Raw genomic sequence first — 14,980 nt, forward strand, 5'->3', positions numbered from 1 at the left:
GTCATCCTTCGATGGTCCCGGGAAGCTCAGGTGCGCATTGATCACCATCGGTCAACAACGCCACAAACGCCGCCGCCATCGGCGAACGCTGATCCTTGCGCAGCACCAGCCACACCGCCGACACCGCCGCCGGGTCGAGCAGCGGCCGATAGACCACCCCATCGATACGCATCCGTTGGTAAGACGCCGGCAGTACCGAGACCCCCAGCCCCGCCGCGACCAAGCCAATGATGGTCATGGCCTCGCCGGCTTCCTGGGCGAAGTGCGGGCTGAAGCCGACGTCGCGGGCCAGGTTCAGCAGTTGTGCGTAGAGGCCGCTGCCGTAACTGCGCGGAAAAAACACGAACGGCTCCTGGGCCAAGGCCGAGAGAAACAGGCCGTCTTCATTGCCTTGGGCCAGTGGATGCTTGGCGCTGAGCACGGCCACCAACGGCTCACGGCTGAGTTCGATTTCCGTCAAGGCTTCGGGCAACGGCAACGGCCGCATGATGCCCACCTCGATCACGTCATCCACCAGTGCATCGGCCACTTGGGTACTGCTCATTTCCCGCAGGTTCAGGTGCACGGCCGGGAAGCGCTGGCGGAACGAAAAGATCGCCTGGGGGATGGTGGAATTGAAGGGCGCCGATGAAGTGAAGCCGATTTTCAGCTCGCCCAGTTCGCCCAACTGGGCTCGGCGGGCCACGTCGGCGGCCTTGTCGACCTGGGCCAATATCCTGCGCGCCTCTTCGAGGAACAATCGCCCGGCTTCGCTCAGTTCGACGCGACGATTGGTGCGGTCGAACAGCCGCGCGCCGATCTCCTGCTCCAGCGCCTGGATCTGCTGGCTCAAGGGCGGCTGGGAGATGCCCAACGCCAGTGCGGCGCGGCCAAAATGCAATTCTTCGGCCACGGCAATGAAGTAACGCAGGTGACGTAATTCCATGGACAGCCCATTAGGTCGTAAAACGTCTCAAACAGGTCGAACAATATATTGGATAGAAACATTAACCAGCTATATTCTTTTTTCATTGCCTGCCTGTCCGTGTCCCTTGAGGTCCACCGTGAAAACTGCCGCCGCTCCCCTGGCCCATGAAATCCCGCCTCCCGCCGATAATGTTGCCGCCGAACGGAACGACATCTACATCGAAAAAGGCACCCCGCTGTTCATGCGTACGGTGATGGCGTTGTTCTGTGGCGGTTTTGCGACCTTCGCCCTGTTGTATTGCGTGCAGCCGATGATGCCGCTGCTGTCCGAAGAGTTTTCCATCAATGCCGCGCAGAGCAGCCTGATCCTGTCGGTGGCGACCGGCCTGCTCGCCATCGGCTTGCTGATCACAGGCCCGATTTCTGATCGCATCGGCCGCAAGTCGTTGATGGTCGCGGCGCTGTTCGCCGCGGCGCTGTGCACCATTGCCAGTGCGCTGATGCCAACCTGGCAAAGTGTACTGGTGCTGCGCGCCTTGGTCGGGCTGTCGTTGAGCGGCGTGGCGGCGGTCGCGATGACCTACCTGGGTGAAGAAATCCATCCCAGGCACATCGGCCTGGCGATGGGTTTGTACATTGCCGGCAATGCCATCGGTGGTATGAGCGGCCGTTTGATCGCCGGGGTGTTGATTGATTTCGTGAGCTGGCACACCGCGATGCTGGTGATCGGTGGCCTGGCGCTGATCGCGGCGGCGGTGTTCTGGAGAATTCTTCCCGAGTCGCGCAATTTCCGCCCCCGCTCACTGCACCCGCGCAGCTTGCTGGACGGTTTCACCATGCACTTTCGCGACGCCGGGTTGCCGCTGCTGTTTCTTGAAGCCTTCGTGTTGATGGGCGCGTTCGTGACGCTGTTCAACTACATCGGCTACCGCTTGCTGGTTGCGCCTTATCATTTGGATCAGGCCTCCGTCGGGTTGCTGGCGGTGGTGTACCTGTCGGGCATCTACAGCTCGGCGAAAGTCGGCGCCCTGGCCGACAAACTCGGGCGCCGCAAAATGCTCTGGGCGACCATCGCGCTGATGCTGGCTGGCCTCGCGCTGACCATGGCCACGCCGCTATGGCTGGTGATCCTGGGCATGCTGGTGTTCACCTTCGGCTTCTTCGGCGCCCACTCGGTTGCCAGCAGCTGGATCGGTCGCCGCGCCCTCAAGGCCAAGGGCCAGGCGTCGTCGCTTTATCTGTTCAGCTACTACGCCGGATCCAGCGTCGCGGGGACAGCGGGCGGCGTGGCCTGGCACCTGGGCGGCTGGAACGGAATCGGCCTGTTCATCGGTGGCTTGCTGGTGATTGCGTTGTGGGTGGCGGTGAAGCTGGCGAAGTTGCCGTTGTTGCCGGGGAATGTGCAGGTCTAGCCATGGCGCAAGCCCGGTGCAAACTTGAGACAGAGCACCTACTTTGTGGCGAGGGAGTGCTATGCCACGGACTTAAAGACCGAACGCAATCCCGTGGCGAGGGAGCTTGCTCCCGCTGGGTGGCGCAGCCGCCCCAAAATCAGACACCGCGGTGCAACAGGTGAATCCTGCAAACCGGTTTACGACTGCTACGCAGCCGAGCGGGAGCAAGCTCCCTCGCCACAGAAACCTGTGTGCGCCCAAACCCTGTGCGTCCCTCTGGGAAACATGTCGCTGCCCCACTCCCACCAACCCACAAAGGCCCCTCATACCCTGGTCAGAACTGCTGTGTGTCATTGATGCAAAACCACTCGCGCGACCAACACACCATTCTCCACTTCCAGCGTCAGCGACCGCAGGACCGCCCCCTCCCGCTCTTGTTGATCCAACCACTGAAGCAACGCATTCGCATCACCACTGACGGCGAGTCGCAACGAGTCGCCGTCGACCTCCATTTCCGCCATGTCCAAGCCCGTCGCTGTCGCACTTTCATTGACGCGCACCGACAAGGGCCGAGTGGCGGCAGTCGTATCCCGGGTGGGTTCGGCGCGCTGGATACGGGCGTTCAGTTCGGCCTGTTGGCGATGCTGTCGTTCGGCAACCTCTAACCGTTGCCTGGCCGGTTGCCACATCGCGGTGTAAGCCAGCGCCACCGACAACAACCCGGCAAGCCCCAGCAACAGCCCTTGTTCTTGGCGCGATAGGCTTTCCCAGGTCTGTTTCAAGACCCGCCATCCATTGACGCTCATCAACTGTTCTCCAGTGTGAGGATGGCCTGCACGCGATTGTTCTGCTTGCTGGCGCTGCCCAGGGTGACGGGCAAGCCGTTTTGCTGCCCGCGTTCACGCAACTGTTCCAGTTCGACGAAACTGTTCGCCGTCAGCTGGATTTTCCAGCCTTCGCCTTCGCGAAAATCGATGCGCTGCACCTCGACGTTGCTGGCGCCAATGACCTGCTCGGTCAGACGGGCCAGACGTGCGACCTGAGTGTCGTGGCTTTGCCCGCGCCGACTCTGCAATGCCTGGAACTGCGCCGCCAGGTCGACGATCCGCGCCTGCCCGGGATACAGCGACCTGAACCGCTGCTCACTTTGGGCATACAAAAGCCGGGTTTCGCTTTCAAGAAAACGTACACGGGCGTCGCTGAAGGCCCAGGTGAGCACCAACATGCCCAATGCCGTCGCCGAAGCGCCACGCCATGGCAGCGGGCTTCGGCGTCGACGAAACTCACCTTGCAACAGATCGACGGGTCGTCCACCCGCGTTCAGCAGCCATTCATCGATACCCGGGCAATCACGCTCTTCGTCCAGCCAGTGGATGTCCTCGGGCAGGCCGGGCTTGAGCGCCGCCAAGGCCCGTACCGACAACGCCGCCCGCGCAGGCAGCCCTGCACCTAACAACCAACGCCCGAACCAGCGCACGCCCAATGCCTGGTCATCGGCAAGCAGGTCGGCGTCGACATGCACCGCCCGCGTATCGATGCCTTGCTCGGCGAGCAGCGACAGCAGCGCCTGGAACCGGGCGCGCTCCGTCACCATCAGCGGATAGCGGTGCTGACGGTCCCGCGGGCCGATGCTGATGTGCAGCGCCTCCAGGTTTTCACTCAGTTGTTCTTCGATGGCGAATGCCAGGGCCTGGGGCCGGGGCTGGCGTCGAGAGGGCCACGGATCGCTGCGCAACCAGCTGCACATTTCCATCGGCAACAGCACATCGACGGCCCGGCCGCTCAACTCGCCGGCCGCCTCGTGCAAAGGCAGTCGACGCCGCTCGCCGGTGGGCGACCACACGCAGCACGGCCAGTTGGCGCAAGGCGCGTCCAGGCCCTCGGCTGTCAGGTAAAGCCAGGTTTTCATCAAGGAAGCTCGCTGGGGCTGAAGGGTAAGAAACGGCGCTGACGAACCGTCCAGCGTCCGCTGACAGAATCACGCTCGATATCCGAGGCCAGGCGCAGACGGCTGTCGGCATGGATCACGCTCACGGTAATTCGAAACCAGCGACTGCCCACCCCCAGCCCATGGCTGTTGAGGCCCGCTCCGGACAGCAACGGGTCGTTGGTAAATGCCTGCACGCTGGCATATGGCGCGTGACGACGCTGGTTGACCAACGCCTTGGCGGGCCCGGCTTCCATGCCATCGAGGGTCATCAGCACGCGCTGCGAGGCGGTATTGATGTTCAGCCGCGCGTCCTTGGGCAGCAACACTACCCACGGTTCCAAGCGCCGCAGCGTCTGGCTGTCGATGCCCGGCAACAGGCGCAGTTGACTCAACTCCTGCACCGGCCCGACCTGGGGCAACGACAGCGGCGGCAGATCCAGCAGGACCAGCAAACGGGTCCAGCGACCAAGGGTGACCTGATCGATCTGACCCAGGGCCAGCAACCCATTGAGATTCAGGCGCCCGGACAGATCCTCGATACCGATGTGCAGCTCGGCGCCGCCCACTTCCAATACGGGCCCGAGCCGGGCCCAGTCCTGGCTCAGGTCAACGGGCCCGGACGGCGTTATCCCACTGTCCTCCAGTACCGCCCGCGCCCAGGCTTCGCCCGCCAAGCCCAATTGCCGCAACTGGACCTGTTGCAGTTGCTGCGCGCTGCTGTGCAACAACAGGCGATGACTGCGCAACAGGCCAGCGACCAGCAGCAAGGCCAGGCTCAGCACCAGCAGCACGCTGATCAGCGCCACGCCGCGTTGTCGCTTCATGGCAACACCTCCGGCAACAACAGCACCCGACGGATCTGTTCGAAACGCCCCGCTGACACGATCAACTCCAACGCCAGCGGCGCGGTGCCGCTCACGGTTTCGCGGTGCCAACCCCGTTGCCGGTCGAACACGCGCCAGCTCAGGCTGTGGACGTCGTCGAGCAATTTCTGCCGCTGCATGAGCGTCGTGCCTTCGCCGACACTCTCACGCCATAACGCGCCGCCCTTGAGTCGATAGCTCACCGTTTGCCGTTCGCTGCGGAGCTGGTCCTGTGGGTTGCGCCAATGGCTGCGCTGCAACTGCAAATGCCCGGGCGCGAGCACGACCGAGTCGACAACCGCCTGCCACACATCCCGCTCGATCACGCCGACAGCGCGCTGCAAGGCCCTGATGTCGCGTTCATGCTGAGCGGCCCCCTGCTGGGTCCGCACGACGCCATCGAACAGCCGCCAACTGGCCAGGCCGAGCAAGGCAAAAATGGCGATAGCGATGACCAGCTCCAGCAAGGTGAAACCCGACTGCCTATTCATGACGGCGGCCGATCCACCCGGTGGTACGGTGCACGACGGTTACGCTGTCGCGGCGGCTGACCTGGATCTCGACCTGCAGCAGCCGCCCATCACGGGTCGGGGCGATCCGCTGTTGCAAGACCCAATCGCGGCGATCCAGGTGCCGGCTCAGTCGCTGTTGTGGGGGCGGCGTGACGGCTTGCAGGCGCAATTCGCTCAACTGATTGTCCGCCAGCCAGGCACCGAACAGACGGTCCTCGAGCCCCGCGCTCTGTTTGAGCACAAATTGGCTGGCCGAGAGCACGGCCGCCGCCAGCGTCGCGAAAATCGCCAGGGCGATCATGACTTCCAACAGCGTGAAACCCTGACAACCGGCAGCCTGCCTGCGCGCGTTACTCATCGATCAGCGGCTCCGCCAGGCCATCGCTCGATATCCGGGCAATCGCCTGCCCAGCGACGTTGAAGAGCAACCTGAACGGGCTGATCTCGTCACTGCTGAGCATCAGCAACTGCGGTGGGCCTTGAACGTCATCGAGACGCAGGACATGACCGTCCAGCTCCAACCCGAGCGTCAGTCCCTCGGGCAATCGATGCAACGCCGACACCGCCGTCCAGTCCTGGGCTTGGAGTCGCAACACCTGATAACCGCCGGGTTGCACACGCACACCGTATTCCTGCCCGTCCAACACCGCCCGCTCGCGCAACTGCTGCACCAGCGCGACGAAGTCCCGGGCCTGCTGCCGGGCCTCACGCGCCGGGCTCGGCCCCGTGGCGAAGCGGACCATGCCCGCCAGGACGCCGATCAAGACGATAACGATCATCAGCTCCAGCAAGGTGAAGCCCCGACAATGACGAGCCATGTTCACTCGGCCCAATTGCCAATGTCGGCGGCGAACCCGTCACCGCCCGGCACGCCATCGGCGCCCAGCGAGTACAGGTCATAGCTGCCATCGACGGATTTGTGCCCCGGATTGAGGTACTGGTAGGGCGTGCCCCAGGGATCGACCGGCAGGCTTCTCAGATAACCCTGGGGGTTCCAGTTCCTGGCCGCGGGCGTGCCGGACGGACGCTTGCTCAGCGCCTCCAGGCCCTGCTGGGTCGATGGGTATTGAAAGTTGTCGAGACGGTACATTTCCAGGGCTGTGGCAATCGCCTGGATATCGGTCCGTGCAGCCGTAGTCTTGGCTTGATCGGGCCGGCTCATGAACTGTGGCACCACAATGGCGCCCAGCACGCCAATGATGACCACCACCACCATGATTTCGATCAGGGTAAAACCGCGTTGAGGACGTGCAGGTCGGTTGTTTTGAAGTGTCATGGGTCAATTCACCAATTGGTTGAGGCCAAGGATCGGAAGCAGGATGGCCATGACGATCAGCAGCACGACGCCGCCCATCAGCACCAGCATGGCCGGTTCGAAAAGGCTCACCACCAGCGCGATGCGCGCCGCGAGGCTGGCCTCCTGTTGTTCGGCGGCCCGGGCCAGCATGCTGTCGAGTTCGCCGGCCCGTTCGCCGCTGGCGATCATGTGCAGCATCAGGGGCGGGATATCCCCACCAAGCTCCAGGCCCCGGGTCAGGGTCCCGCCCTCGCGGACCGAACGGGCGACGTCGGCCATGCGGGCACGGATCGTCAAGTTGCCAATTACCTGCGCGGCGATACGCAGGGCATCCACCAGAGGCACGGCACTTTTGCTCAGGATCGCCAGGGTGCTGGCGAATCGGGCCGCTTCCATCGCCCGCAACACCTCGCCGAACACAGGCAGCTTGAGCAACAGACGATGCCAGCGCAGGCGCCACGCAGGTTGGCGCAGGCTCCAGCGCCATAACCCGAGCACCCCGACCAGCAGCCCGAGCAGCAACAAGCCAGAGCGACGCAATCCGTCACTCAGGACGATCAGCGCCTCGGTCAGCCAGGGCAACGGTTGGCCGCTGTCGACGAATATCTTCACTACATCCGGCACCACGTAACCCAACAGGAAAGCGACAATCGCGACGCAGGCCAGCATCAGAATCAGCGGATACACCAAGGCCAGTTGGATGCGCTGGCGCGATGCCTGGCGTGCCTGGGTGTAGGCCGCCAACTGCTCCAGCACCAGGCCCAAGTGGCCGGACTGTTCGCCGGCGGCAACCGTGGCGCAAAACAGCTCGGGAAACGCCTGGGGAAACGCCGCCAGCGCCGTGGCCAGGGCGTGACCTTCCATCACACGACTGCGTACCGCCGACAGCAGGCTGGCAACGCGCCGCTTCTGGCTTTGTTGGGCGACGGCGCCGAGGGCCTCTTCGAGGGGCAGACCGGCCTGAATCAAGGTGGACAGCTGCAGCGTCAGCAACGCCAGATCCGCCGGGCTCAAACGCCCCCCGGCGCGCCGGGTGCCCAAGGCTCGGCGCGCCTTCGCTTCGTGCAGTTCGCTGGGCAGCAAGCCACGCTCGCGCAGCACCTGACGGGCATGACGGGGGTTGCCGGCTTCCACGCGGCCTTTGCAGCGCCGGCCCCGGGCATCTTCTGCTCGATAATCGAAGGTCGGCATGGGGCTAATCCTCCTGGGTGATGCGCAGCAGTTCATCGACGCTGGTGAGGCCTTCCAGAACCCGCTGGCACCCATCCTGAAACAGGCTGCGGGAGGTTTTGCGCGCCTCAAGGGTCAGCGCCTGCTCAGGGGCGCCCTGATGAATCAGTTGCGACAACGCGGCGCTGACACTCACCAGCTCATAGATGCCTATGCGCCCGCGATAACCTTTCTGGCATTGCTCGCAGCCCCGGGCCTTGAACAACCGTGGCGCGGCGTCGGCGTCGAGCCCCAGGCGCCGACAGGTTGCAGCGTCGGCCACATAGGGCGTCTTGCAGGACGGACACAAGATGCGCAACAAGCGCTGGGCCACAATGCCCGCCAGGGACGAGGCCAGCAGATAGGCATCCAGCCCCATGTCTCTCAGTCGCGTAACCGCGCCCACGGCGGTGTTGGTGTGCAGGGTCGAGAGCACCAGATGGCCGGTCAGGGACGCCTGCACCGCGATTTCGGCGGTCTCGCGATCGCGGATCTCGCCCACCATCACCACATCCGGGTCCTGGCGCAAAATCGCCCGCAAGCCACGAGCAAAGGTCATGTCGACTTTCGGATTGACCGGCATCTGGCCGACGTCCGGCAAGTGATATTCAATCGGGTCTTCGACGGTGAGGATGTTTCGGCTCTGATCGTTGATGCTGCTCAGCGCCGCGTACAGGCTGGTGGTTTTCCCCGAGCCTGTGGGGCCGGTCACCAGCACGATGCCATGAGGTTTGCCAAGCAACCGACGCAAGTTTGCCAGGGTGTCATCTGGCAGGCCCAGACGCACCAGGTCCAGGTGCCCGGCCTGCTTGTCGAGCAGGCGCAATACCACTCGCTCGCCATGGGCCGAAGGCAGCGTCGAGACCCGCACATCAACTTCATGCCCAGCCAGCCGCAACGCCATGCGCCCGTCCTGGGGCACACGTTTTTCGGCGATGTCCAGGCGCGCCATAACCTTGATCCGCGACACCAACAGGCTCGCCAGCTCCCGGCGCGGACGCAGCATTTCCTGTAGCTGGCCGTCGATGCGCATGCGTACCGACAGGTACTGCTCGAACGTTTCCAGATGCACATCCGACGCGTGTTCGCGAACCGCTTCGCTGAGCAGGGCATTGATCAACCGGATGATCGGCGCATCGCCCTGCTGTTCCAGCAAGTCGGTGGTCTGCGGCATCTGGTCGGCCAGGCTAAGCAGGTCCAGCTCCTCGTCCAAGCCTTGGGCCACCTGCTCGGCGGCGCTCTGGCCCTGGCGATAGACGCTGGCCAGGCGCGCAGCGAACGGCGCCGGTTCCAGCACCTGGATCGGCAAGTCCCGCCCACACAGGCGCCGCACTTCGGCCAAGGCCGTCAGCGGCGTGTCGCGGCGCATGACCAGGCTCAGCGTTGGCCCGGCGCCTTCCAGCAGCACGCCCAGGCGCCTGGCGAAACCAAAGGGCAACGGGGCCTGCTGGTCAGTCACAGGGCACCCGAACGCTGCTGCGGATCGGCCATCGATGCATCGGTGGATGACTCGAACAACTGATGGGCATCCCGGGGCAGCAGCAGCGAATTGTTTTTCCGCGAGCCGGGCTTGCTCAGCTCCCGGAGCGCGTCGTAGCGCTGACGGCTGACCTCGGCCAGGTCTTCGCCGCTGCGCACGATGGTCGGACGCAGGAACACCATCAGGTTGCTTTTGGTCTGGGTGTCGCGGGTCCAGCGAAACAGCGCGCCCAGGTAGGGAATACTGCGCAGCAGCGGCACACCGCTTTGCTGGGTGCGGACACTGTCGCGGATCAGGCCGCCGATCACAATCATCTCGCCATCGTCCGCCAGGATCGTGCTCTTCAAGGCGCGCTTGTTGGTGATCAGGTCAGAGGAGTCCACACCGGAGACCGACGGCGCGATGTCCGAAACTTCCTGCTCCACTTCAAGGCGCAAGGTCGAGCCTTCGTTGATGTAGGGTTTGACCTTGAGGCTGATGCCGACGTCCTTGCGCTCCACGGTGGTGAACGGATTGTCCGCGCCGTTGCCACTGGTGGCGTAGGAACCCGTCTTGAACGGGACGTTCTGGCCCACGATGATTTCCGCTTCCTGGTTATCCAGGGTCAGCAGACTAGGGGTGGACAGCAGGTTGCTGTGGGCATCGCTCGCCAGTGCCGAGACCAGCGCACTGAAGCGGTCGCCACCCAGGCGCAGGAATGCGCTTTCCTTGGTTTTATCCAGCTTATTGAGGTCTAGCCCAACGATCGGGATGTCGGTTCCCGGAAAGTTGATGGCCCCTGTCGCGCTGCCACTCTTGAGCCCCCACTGCACCCCCAGCGCTTCGGAAATGTCCCCGGTGACCTCGACGATGGCCGCATGAATGAGCACCTGGGCCCGGGGCTGGTCCAATTCACGGACGATGTTTTCAATGGTGCGGATCTGGGCCGGTTCGGCGATCAGTACCAGGGCATTCTGGCTTTCATCGGCCTTGATCATGAACGGGCTGGCGCTGGCACTTTCCCGCTGGCCGGCCAGGGCCGGCTTGGTTTTCTTGTCCTGGCCGACCGACTCCAGCACCTCGGCCAGTTGCTTGGCATCGCTATGGCGCAGGCGGATGACTCGGGCGCTGTCTTGGAAGGCGGCGGCCGGGACATCCAGGCTCCGGGCCAGATCGACCAGGCGCTGGCGCACCGCCGGGGCGCCGATGATCACCAGTCGATTGCTGCGGTCATCGGCGATCACCACGCCCGCCGTGTCACCCTCGCGCTTGCCGCCGGAGGCTTCCATCAGCGGCGCGATGTCCCCGGTCAAGGCGTGCTGCAACCGCACCACCACATGATTACGATTGCGCCCTGAATCCAGCTGCCGCACCACCCCGGCGATGCGCTGGACATTGGCCGCGGTGTCGGTGACCACCAAGGCATTGGACGATACCGAAGGGCCGATATAACCATTGGCCGACACCAGGGGCCGGACCAACCCGGCAACATCGGCCGCGATACTCGATTGCAGGTCGAGGACCCGGGTGACGAACTGCGACGGGGTGGCGCCGTGTTCGTCGGCGATGCCGGCGCGCGTCCTGGCATCGCTGACCGGCGTGATCAGGATCCGCTCGCCCTCGTCGATCACGGTGAAGTTATGCGCATCGAGTACCGAATAGAACAACCGCCGCACACCTTCGCGGTCCAGCGCTTCACGGGACATGACGGTGATGCTCCCCGACACCCGGGGATCGAGCACCACGGTCTTGCCCAGGATCGCGGAGAACTCCTCGACCACATCGCGCAGTTCCGCGTTGTTCATCGCCAGTTGCCACTGAGCCTCCTCGGCCAGCAGCGAACCGGCGGGCGTCAGCGGGCACGACGCGGCGAGGCAGAACAGGACACGCGAAACACGGCCCCGGATAAAGCTGTTCATGAATTCGATCACTCTGATTGCCCGGCCACCGGGCGTAGGTATTGCGAGGATTGAAGCGCGGCACGGCGCCCGTCTTCGGGGCCCAACCGGCGCAGCAAGGGCTTGGCCGCGGCTTGCAAGGCCAACCGCTCTTCCCGTCCATTGCGCCACAACGTCACATGGCTGGCCTCGACCCGGCGTAGCACGCTGCCACCGGGCAAGCGTTCGCCCACTTGGTAAATGCGCGGGCCGGCGGCGTCCGCCAGCAAGGCCCGCGACAGACCTTGACCGACGACAAAACTGGCTTGCAACGTAATGGGTTCGGCGCTCGATGCCTGGGCACCTGCAGGCGCCAGACCGAGCACGGTTGCCACCGCTTGGACGTTGGGCAGGGCGCGAACCGATGCCACCGGCGAGTCGGCCACCACCGGCACGTCACGGCCCAATGCCTGGCGAAAACGCCACTCCTGCCCGGCCAGGCATATCCCGTAGAGCAGCGGCACGAGCACCAGCACGAGCACCCGTCGCCTGGAGTCATGGATAGACATAACTGCGTTCTCGTTTGAAGGCCCCAGGCAACCCGTGCGGATCGCCTGGGGCCATGCCTGTCAGGACTTACAGCTGGTCCCAGGCGTTTTGCCACGACGCGCCAACACCCGGCTCGAAACCGTTCGACGTCGGGCTGTACTGCTTGCAGTAGCCGGACGCAGGGAACGGCTTGCACTCGTAGACTTCGTCAGTCTTGGGCTGCAGCACTTTCGTGCCGGCGGTGTAGTCGCTGAGGCCTTCAGGGAACACGAAGTCGTACTCGATGCCTACGCCCTCGCCGGTCAGGGTGACCGTCCGGGTCTCCTGGCGCGTGGTGCGGCCGTCTTCGGTGGTACCCACCAGCGTCAGGGTGTGCGCGCCAGGGGCGGCGCCGCGCACGTCCAGGCTCAGGGCGGTATTGCCTTCGCCTACGGTCTGCACGATACCCACCTGCTTGTTCTTCTCATCGAACAACGTGGCTTCAAGGTTCATCCTGCGGTTTGTCTGCGCGGCGAGCGCCATGCTGACCCGACCTTTGTCGAGTACATACTCTGGCTGCAGGGAGGACAGTTCCATGCTGGCGTTGGGGTCTTCGCGCATGTCCAGTTGCACTTCATAGCGGGTCACACCGCTTTCTTTCTGGGCATACAGGCTGTTGGCGCCCTTGACCGGCGTGATGTTGTCGTCTTCGTCACGGATACCGGCACGGATGAGCGGCTGGGCGCTGTTGAGGGCCTCGGCCAGCTTGAGCGACCAGTTTTCAGCCTTGCCTTCCTCAGCGTTGTCGATGCTGATTTCCACGCTGTACTCGGCATTTTCGCCGGTGGCGGAGAATGCCCGGGCCTTGACCTTGTCACCCGCCAGCAACTGGGTCGATGGCGCAATCCTGCCCACCGGCGACCAGCCGCCCGGCAGACCGGCTTCGGCAAGGATGTTCACATCGATCGGGTCGTAGAACGCGTTATCGGTGTCGCCCACCGTCCAGACCCCCAGGATGACGTGATGACCCGTCTTGCTGTCGGGAATGACACAATTGTGCGGGGCGCCGCCTACCGGAACTTGATTACCACCTTCCACCGTGCAGAACGGCGTGCTGTCGAACGAGGCACGCTTGAGCACTTCGTTCGGGTTCCAGCCGTCGCGGGTAATGAAGTATTGGTGTCTGGTCGCTGGATGCGCCGCGGAGTATCGCCATTGAAAGGTGATGTTGCGGTCATTGATTTCGGTCAGATGCCAGCGCGTGGCCGACTGGGCATCAAGAGCAGAAAAGTTGGCGTTGCCACCGCTGGCGATTTTACCGTCGATAGGACCTTGCAGCGGTGCACCACCGGCGCCATTCGGGAAGCCCTTGAAGGTTTCGCCGGTACTCTGCGGCTCGTATTGCGCGCCGCCGCAGTTCAGGTTGACGCCTTTCTGGCATAACAGTGCACGAGAAGGCGGTACGTCGACGAAACCATGGGCCAGCACGCCTTGGGATGCCGCCATGGCCGACAATATAACTAATGAGGACGCACACCCCGTTAATAGATTGCTCTTGTTGAAGTTATTCTTCATATAAGTTCCAAACCAGTCATCAAAAATGAAAGACGTATCACCGTCCTCTTGAAAGGTGCGCCAGAGCGCCCAACGCCTGCCCTTGCAAGTGCCCGGAACCTTATAGAAAGTTACATACCCCATGTGTAGGACAAATCTCTCAACTTAGAAGGAATGATCTCTGAATCAATTTCCCCTACATTACTTAAGAAACTTCCTACGAATAGAAATAACTATCAAAAACAAAACAAATAAACACAGACAAACACGCCAGGAAGAATAACCGGCGGGGTTTATGTCAGATCGTTAAACAAGCGAGCAATCGGCCTGTCCGGCACAAGTCCGGACAGGCTGGGTGACAGGGGCTGCAATCAGACGTGGTATTGCGCCGACAGCTCATGCACCGCCCGCAGGAAGGCGTCGGCGTGTTCCGGGTCGACTTCCGGGGTGATGCCATGGCCAAGGTTGAACACATGGCCGCTGCCACTGCCGTAGCTGGCCAGGATACGTCCGACTTCAGCGCGGATGGCTTCAGGCTTGGCGTAGAGCACGGTCGGATCCATGTTGCCTTGCAGGGCGACTTTGCTGCCGACACGCGCACGGGCATTGCCAATGTCGCAAGTCCAGTCCAGGCCCAGGGCGTCGGCACCGGCATCGGCGATGCTTTCCAGCCACAGACCGCCGTTCTTGGTGAACAGGATCACCGGTACTTTGCGACCTTCATGTTCGCGGATCAGGCCGCTGACGATCTTGCGCATGTAGCCCAGGGAAAATTCCTGATACGCCGCCGCCGAGAGATTGCCGCCCCAGGTGTCGAAGATCTGTACCGCTTGCGCACCCGCCAGGATCTGCCCGTTGAGGTAAGACGTCACCGACTGGGCCAGCTTGTCCAGCAGCAGGTGCATGGCTTGCGGGTTGTCGTAGAGCATCGCCTTGGTCTTGCGGAAGTCTTTCGACGAGCCGCCTTCGACCATGTAGGTGGCCAGGGTCCAGGGGCTGCCGGAAAAGCCGATCAGCGGCACGCGACCGTTGAGTTCTCGACGGATGGTGCTGACCGCGTCCATGACATAACCCAGGTCCTTCTGCGGATCGGGAATCGGCAAGGCTTCGATGTCGGCCAGGGTGCTGACGACTTTCCTGAAGCGTGGGCCTTCGCCGGTCTCGAAGTACAGACCCTGGCCCATGGCGTCGGGAATGGTGAGGATGTCGGAAAACAGAATCGCCGCGTCCAGTTGCGGGTAGCGATCCAGCGGCTGCATCGTGACTTCGCAGGCGAACTGGGGGTTCATGCACAGGCTCATGAAGTCACCAGCCTTGGCCCGACTGGCGCGGTATTCCGGCAGGTAGCGACCGGCCTGACGCATCATCCACACGGGGGTGACGTCTACGGGTTGCTTGAGCAGGGCACGGAGGAAACGGTCGTTCTTCAGGGCAGTCATGTCGGCATCCGG

The 14,980-nt window shown here is 63.2% G+C and carries 15 protein-coding genes; 1 reads left to right on the top strand and 14 read right to left on the bottom strand.

Annotation, left to right across the window (positions count from 1 at the left end):
* Window position 1 precedes the first annotated feature (1 nt).
* Window positions 2–925, bottom strand: coding sequence for a LysR family transcriptional regulator (locus tag MA884_RS05180; RefSeq protein ID WP_256229376.1), 924 nt, complete (start codon window positions 923–925; stop codon window positions 2–4).
* Between the two features lie 118 nt (window positions 926–1,043).
* Here MA884_RS05180 and MA884_RS05185 point away from each other — a divergent pair, with 118 nt between their 5' ends.
* On the top strand, window positions 1,044–2,318 hold the full coding sequence (locus MA884_RS05185; RefSeq protein WP_256229377.1) for an MFS transporter: 1,275 nt from the start codon (window positions 1,044–1,046) through the stop codon (window positions 2,316–2,318).
* 332 nt (window positions 2,319–2,650) lie between these two features.
* On the opposite strand, the gene gspM is transcribed toward MA884_RS05185, so the two are convergent.
* From gspM to hemE, 13 genes are all read right to left on the bottom strand, one after another.
* Window positions 2,651–3,106 (bottom strand): type II secretion system protein GspM, encoded by a 456-nt coding sequence (gene gspM / locus MA884_RS05190; RefSeq protein ID WP_256229378.1) that lies wholly within the window; start codon window positions 3,104–3,106, stop codon window positions 2,651–2,653.
* Window positions 3,106–4,209: a type II secretion system protein GspL gene (gene gspL / locus MA884_RS05195; RefSeq protein WP_256229379.1), complete on the bottom strand. Its 1,104-nt coding sequence runs from the start codon at window positions 4,207–4,209 to the stop codon at window positions 3,106–3,108. Before gspL ends, gspM begins: the two co-directional genes overlap by 1 nt.
* Window positions 4,209–5,054: a type II secretion system protein GspK gene (locus MA884_RS05200; RefSeq protein WP_256229380.1), complete on the bottom strand. Its 846-nt coding sequence runs from the start codon at window positions 5,052–5,054 to the stop codon at window positions 4,209–4,211. The genes gspL and MA884_RS05200 overlap by 1 nt, the downstream gene beginning before the upstream one ends.
* Entirely contained in the window at window positions 5,051–5,584 is a 534-nt protein-coding gene (locus MA884_RS05205; protein ID WP_256229381.1) for a type II secretion system protein GspJ, read from the bottom strand. Before MA884_RS05205 ends, MA884_RS05200 begins: the two co-directional genes overlap by 4 nt.
* A complete protein-coding gene (gene gspI / locus MA884_RS05210; protein WP_256229382.1) occupies window positions 5,577–5,963 on the bottom strand; it encodes a type II secretion system minor pseudopilin GspI in 387 nt (128 codons plus the stop codon). The genes MA884_RS05205 and gspI overlap by 8 nt, the downstream gene beginning before the upstream one ends.
* Window positions 5,956–6,423 (bottom strand): type II secretion system minor pseudopilin GspH, encoded by a 468-nt coding sequence (gene gspH, locus MA884_RS05215; protein ID WP_256229384.1) that lies wholly within the window; start codon window positions 6,421–6,423, stop codon window positions 5,956–5,958. The genes gspI and gspH overlap by 8 nt, the downstream gene beginning before the upstream one ends.
* Window positions 6,424–6,425: 2 nt before the next feature.
* Complete coding sequence (gspG, locus tag MA884_RS05220; RefSeq protein WP_256229385.1) at window positions 6,426–6,881, bottom strand: type II secretion system major pseudopilin GspG; 456 nt, start codon at window positions 6,879–6,881, stop codon at window positions 6,426–6,428.
* A 3-nt stretch (window positions 6,882–6,884) separates the two neighbouring features.
* Window positions 6,885–8,093, bottom strand: a complete 1,209-nt coding sequence (gene gspF, locus MA884_RS05225; protein WP_256229386.1) for a type II secretion system inner membrane protein GspF — start codon at window positions 8,091–8,093, stop codon at window positions 6,885–6,887.
* Window positions 8,094–8,097: 4 nt separating this feature from the next.
* On the bottom strand, window positions 8,098–9,570 hold the full coding sequence (gspE, locus tag MA884_RS05230) for a type II secretion system ATPase GspE (protein WP_256229387.1): 1,473 nt from the start codon (window positions 9,568–9,570) through the stop codon (window positions 8,098–8,100).
* Window positions 9,567–11,489: a type II secretion system secretin GspD gene (gene gspD / locus MA884_RS05235; protein WP_256229388.1), complete on the bottom strand. Its 1,923-nt coding sequence runs from the start codon at window positions 11,487–11,489 to the stop codon at window positions 9,567–9,569. The genes gspE and gspD overlap by 4 nt, the downstream gene beginning before the upstream one ends.
* An 8-nt stretch (window positions 11,490–11,497) precedes the next feature.
* Window positions 11,498–12,016: a type II secretion system protein N gene (locus MA884_RS05240; protein WP_256229389.1), complete on the bottom strand. Its 519-nt coding sequence runs from the start codon at window positions 12,014–12,016 to the stop codon at window positions 11,498–11,500.
* Window positions 12,017–12,083: 67 nt separating this feature from the next.
* Complete coding sequence (gene gbpA / locus MA884_RS05245) at window positions 12,084–13,550, bottom strand: N-acetylglucosamine-binding protein GbpA (protein ID WP_256229390.1); 1,467 nt, start codon at window positions 13,548–13,550, stop codon at window positions 12,084–12,086.
* 350 nt (window positions 13,551–13,900) lie between these two features.
* The gene (hemE, locus tag MA884_RS05250; RefSeq protein WP_256229391.1) at window positions 13,901–14,968 is read right to left on the bottom strand and encodes a uroporphyrinogen decarboxylase; all 1,068 of its coding nucleotides are present in this window, start codon (window positions 14,966–14,968) and stop codon (window positions 13,901–13,903) included.
* Window positions 14,969–14,980: the final 12 nt, after the last annotated feature.

This window comes from Pseudomonas sp. Q11, assembly GCF_024494355.1.
Classification (GTDB): domain Bacteria; phylum Pseudomonadota; class Gammaproteobacteria; order Pseudomonadales; family Pseudomonadaceae; genus Aquipseudomonas; species Aquipseudomonas hefeiensis.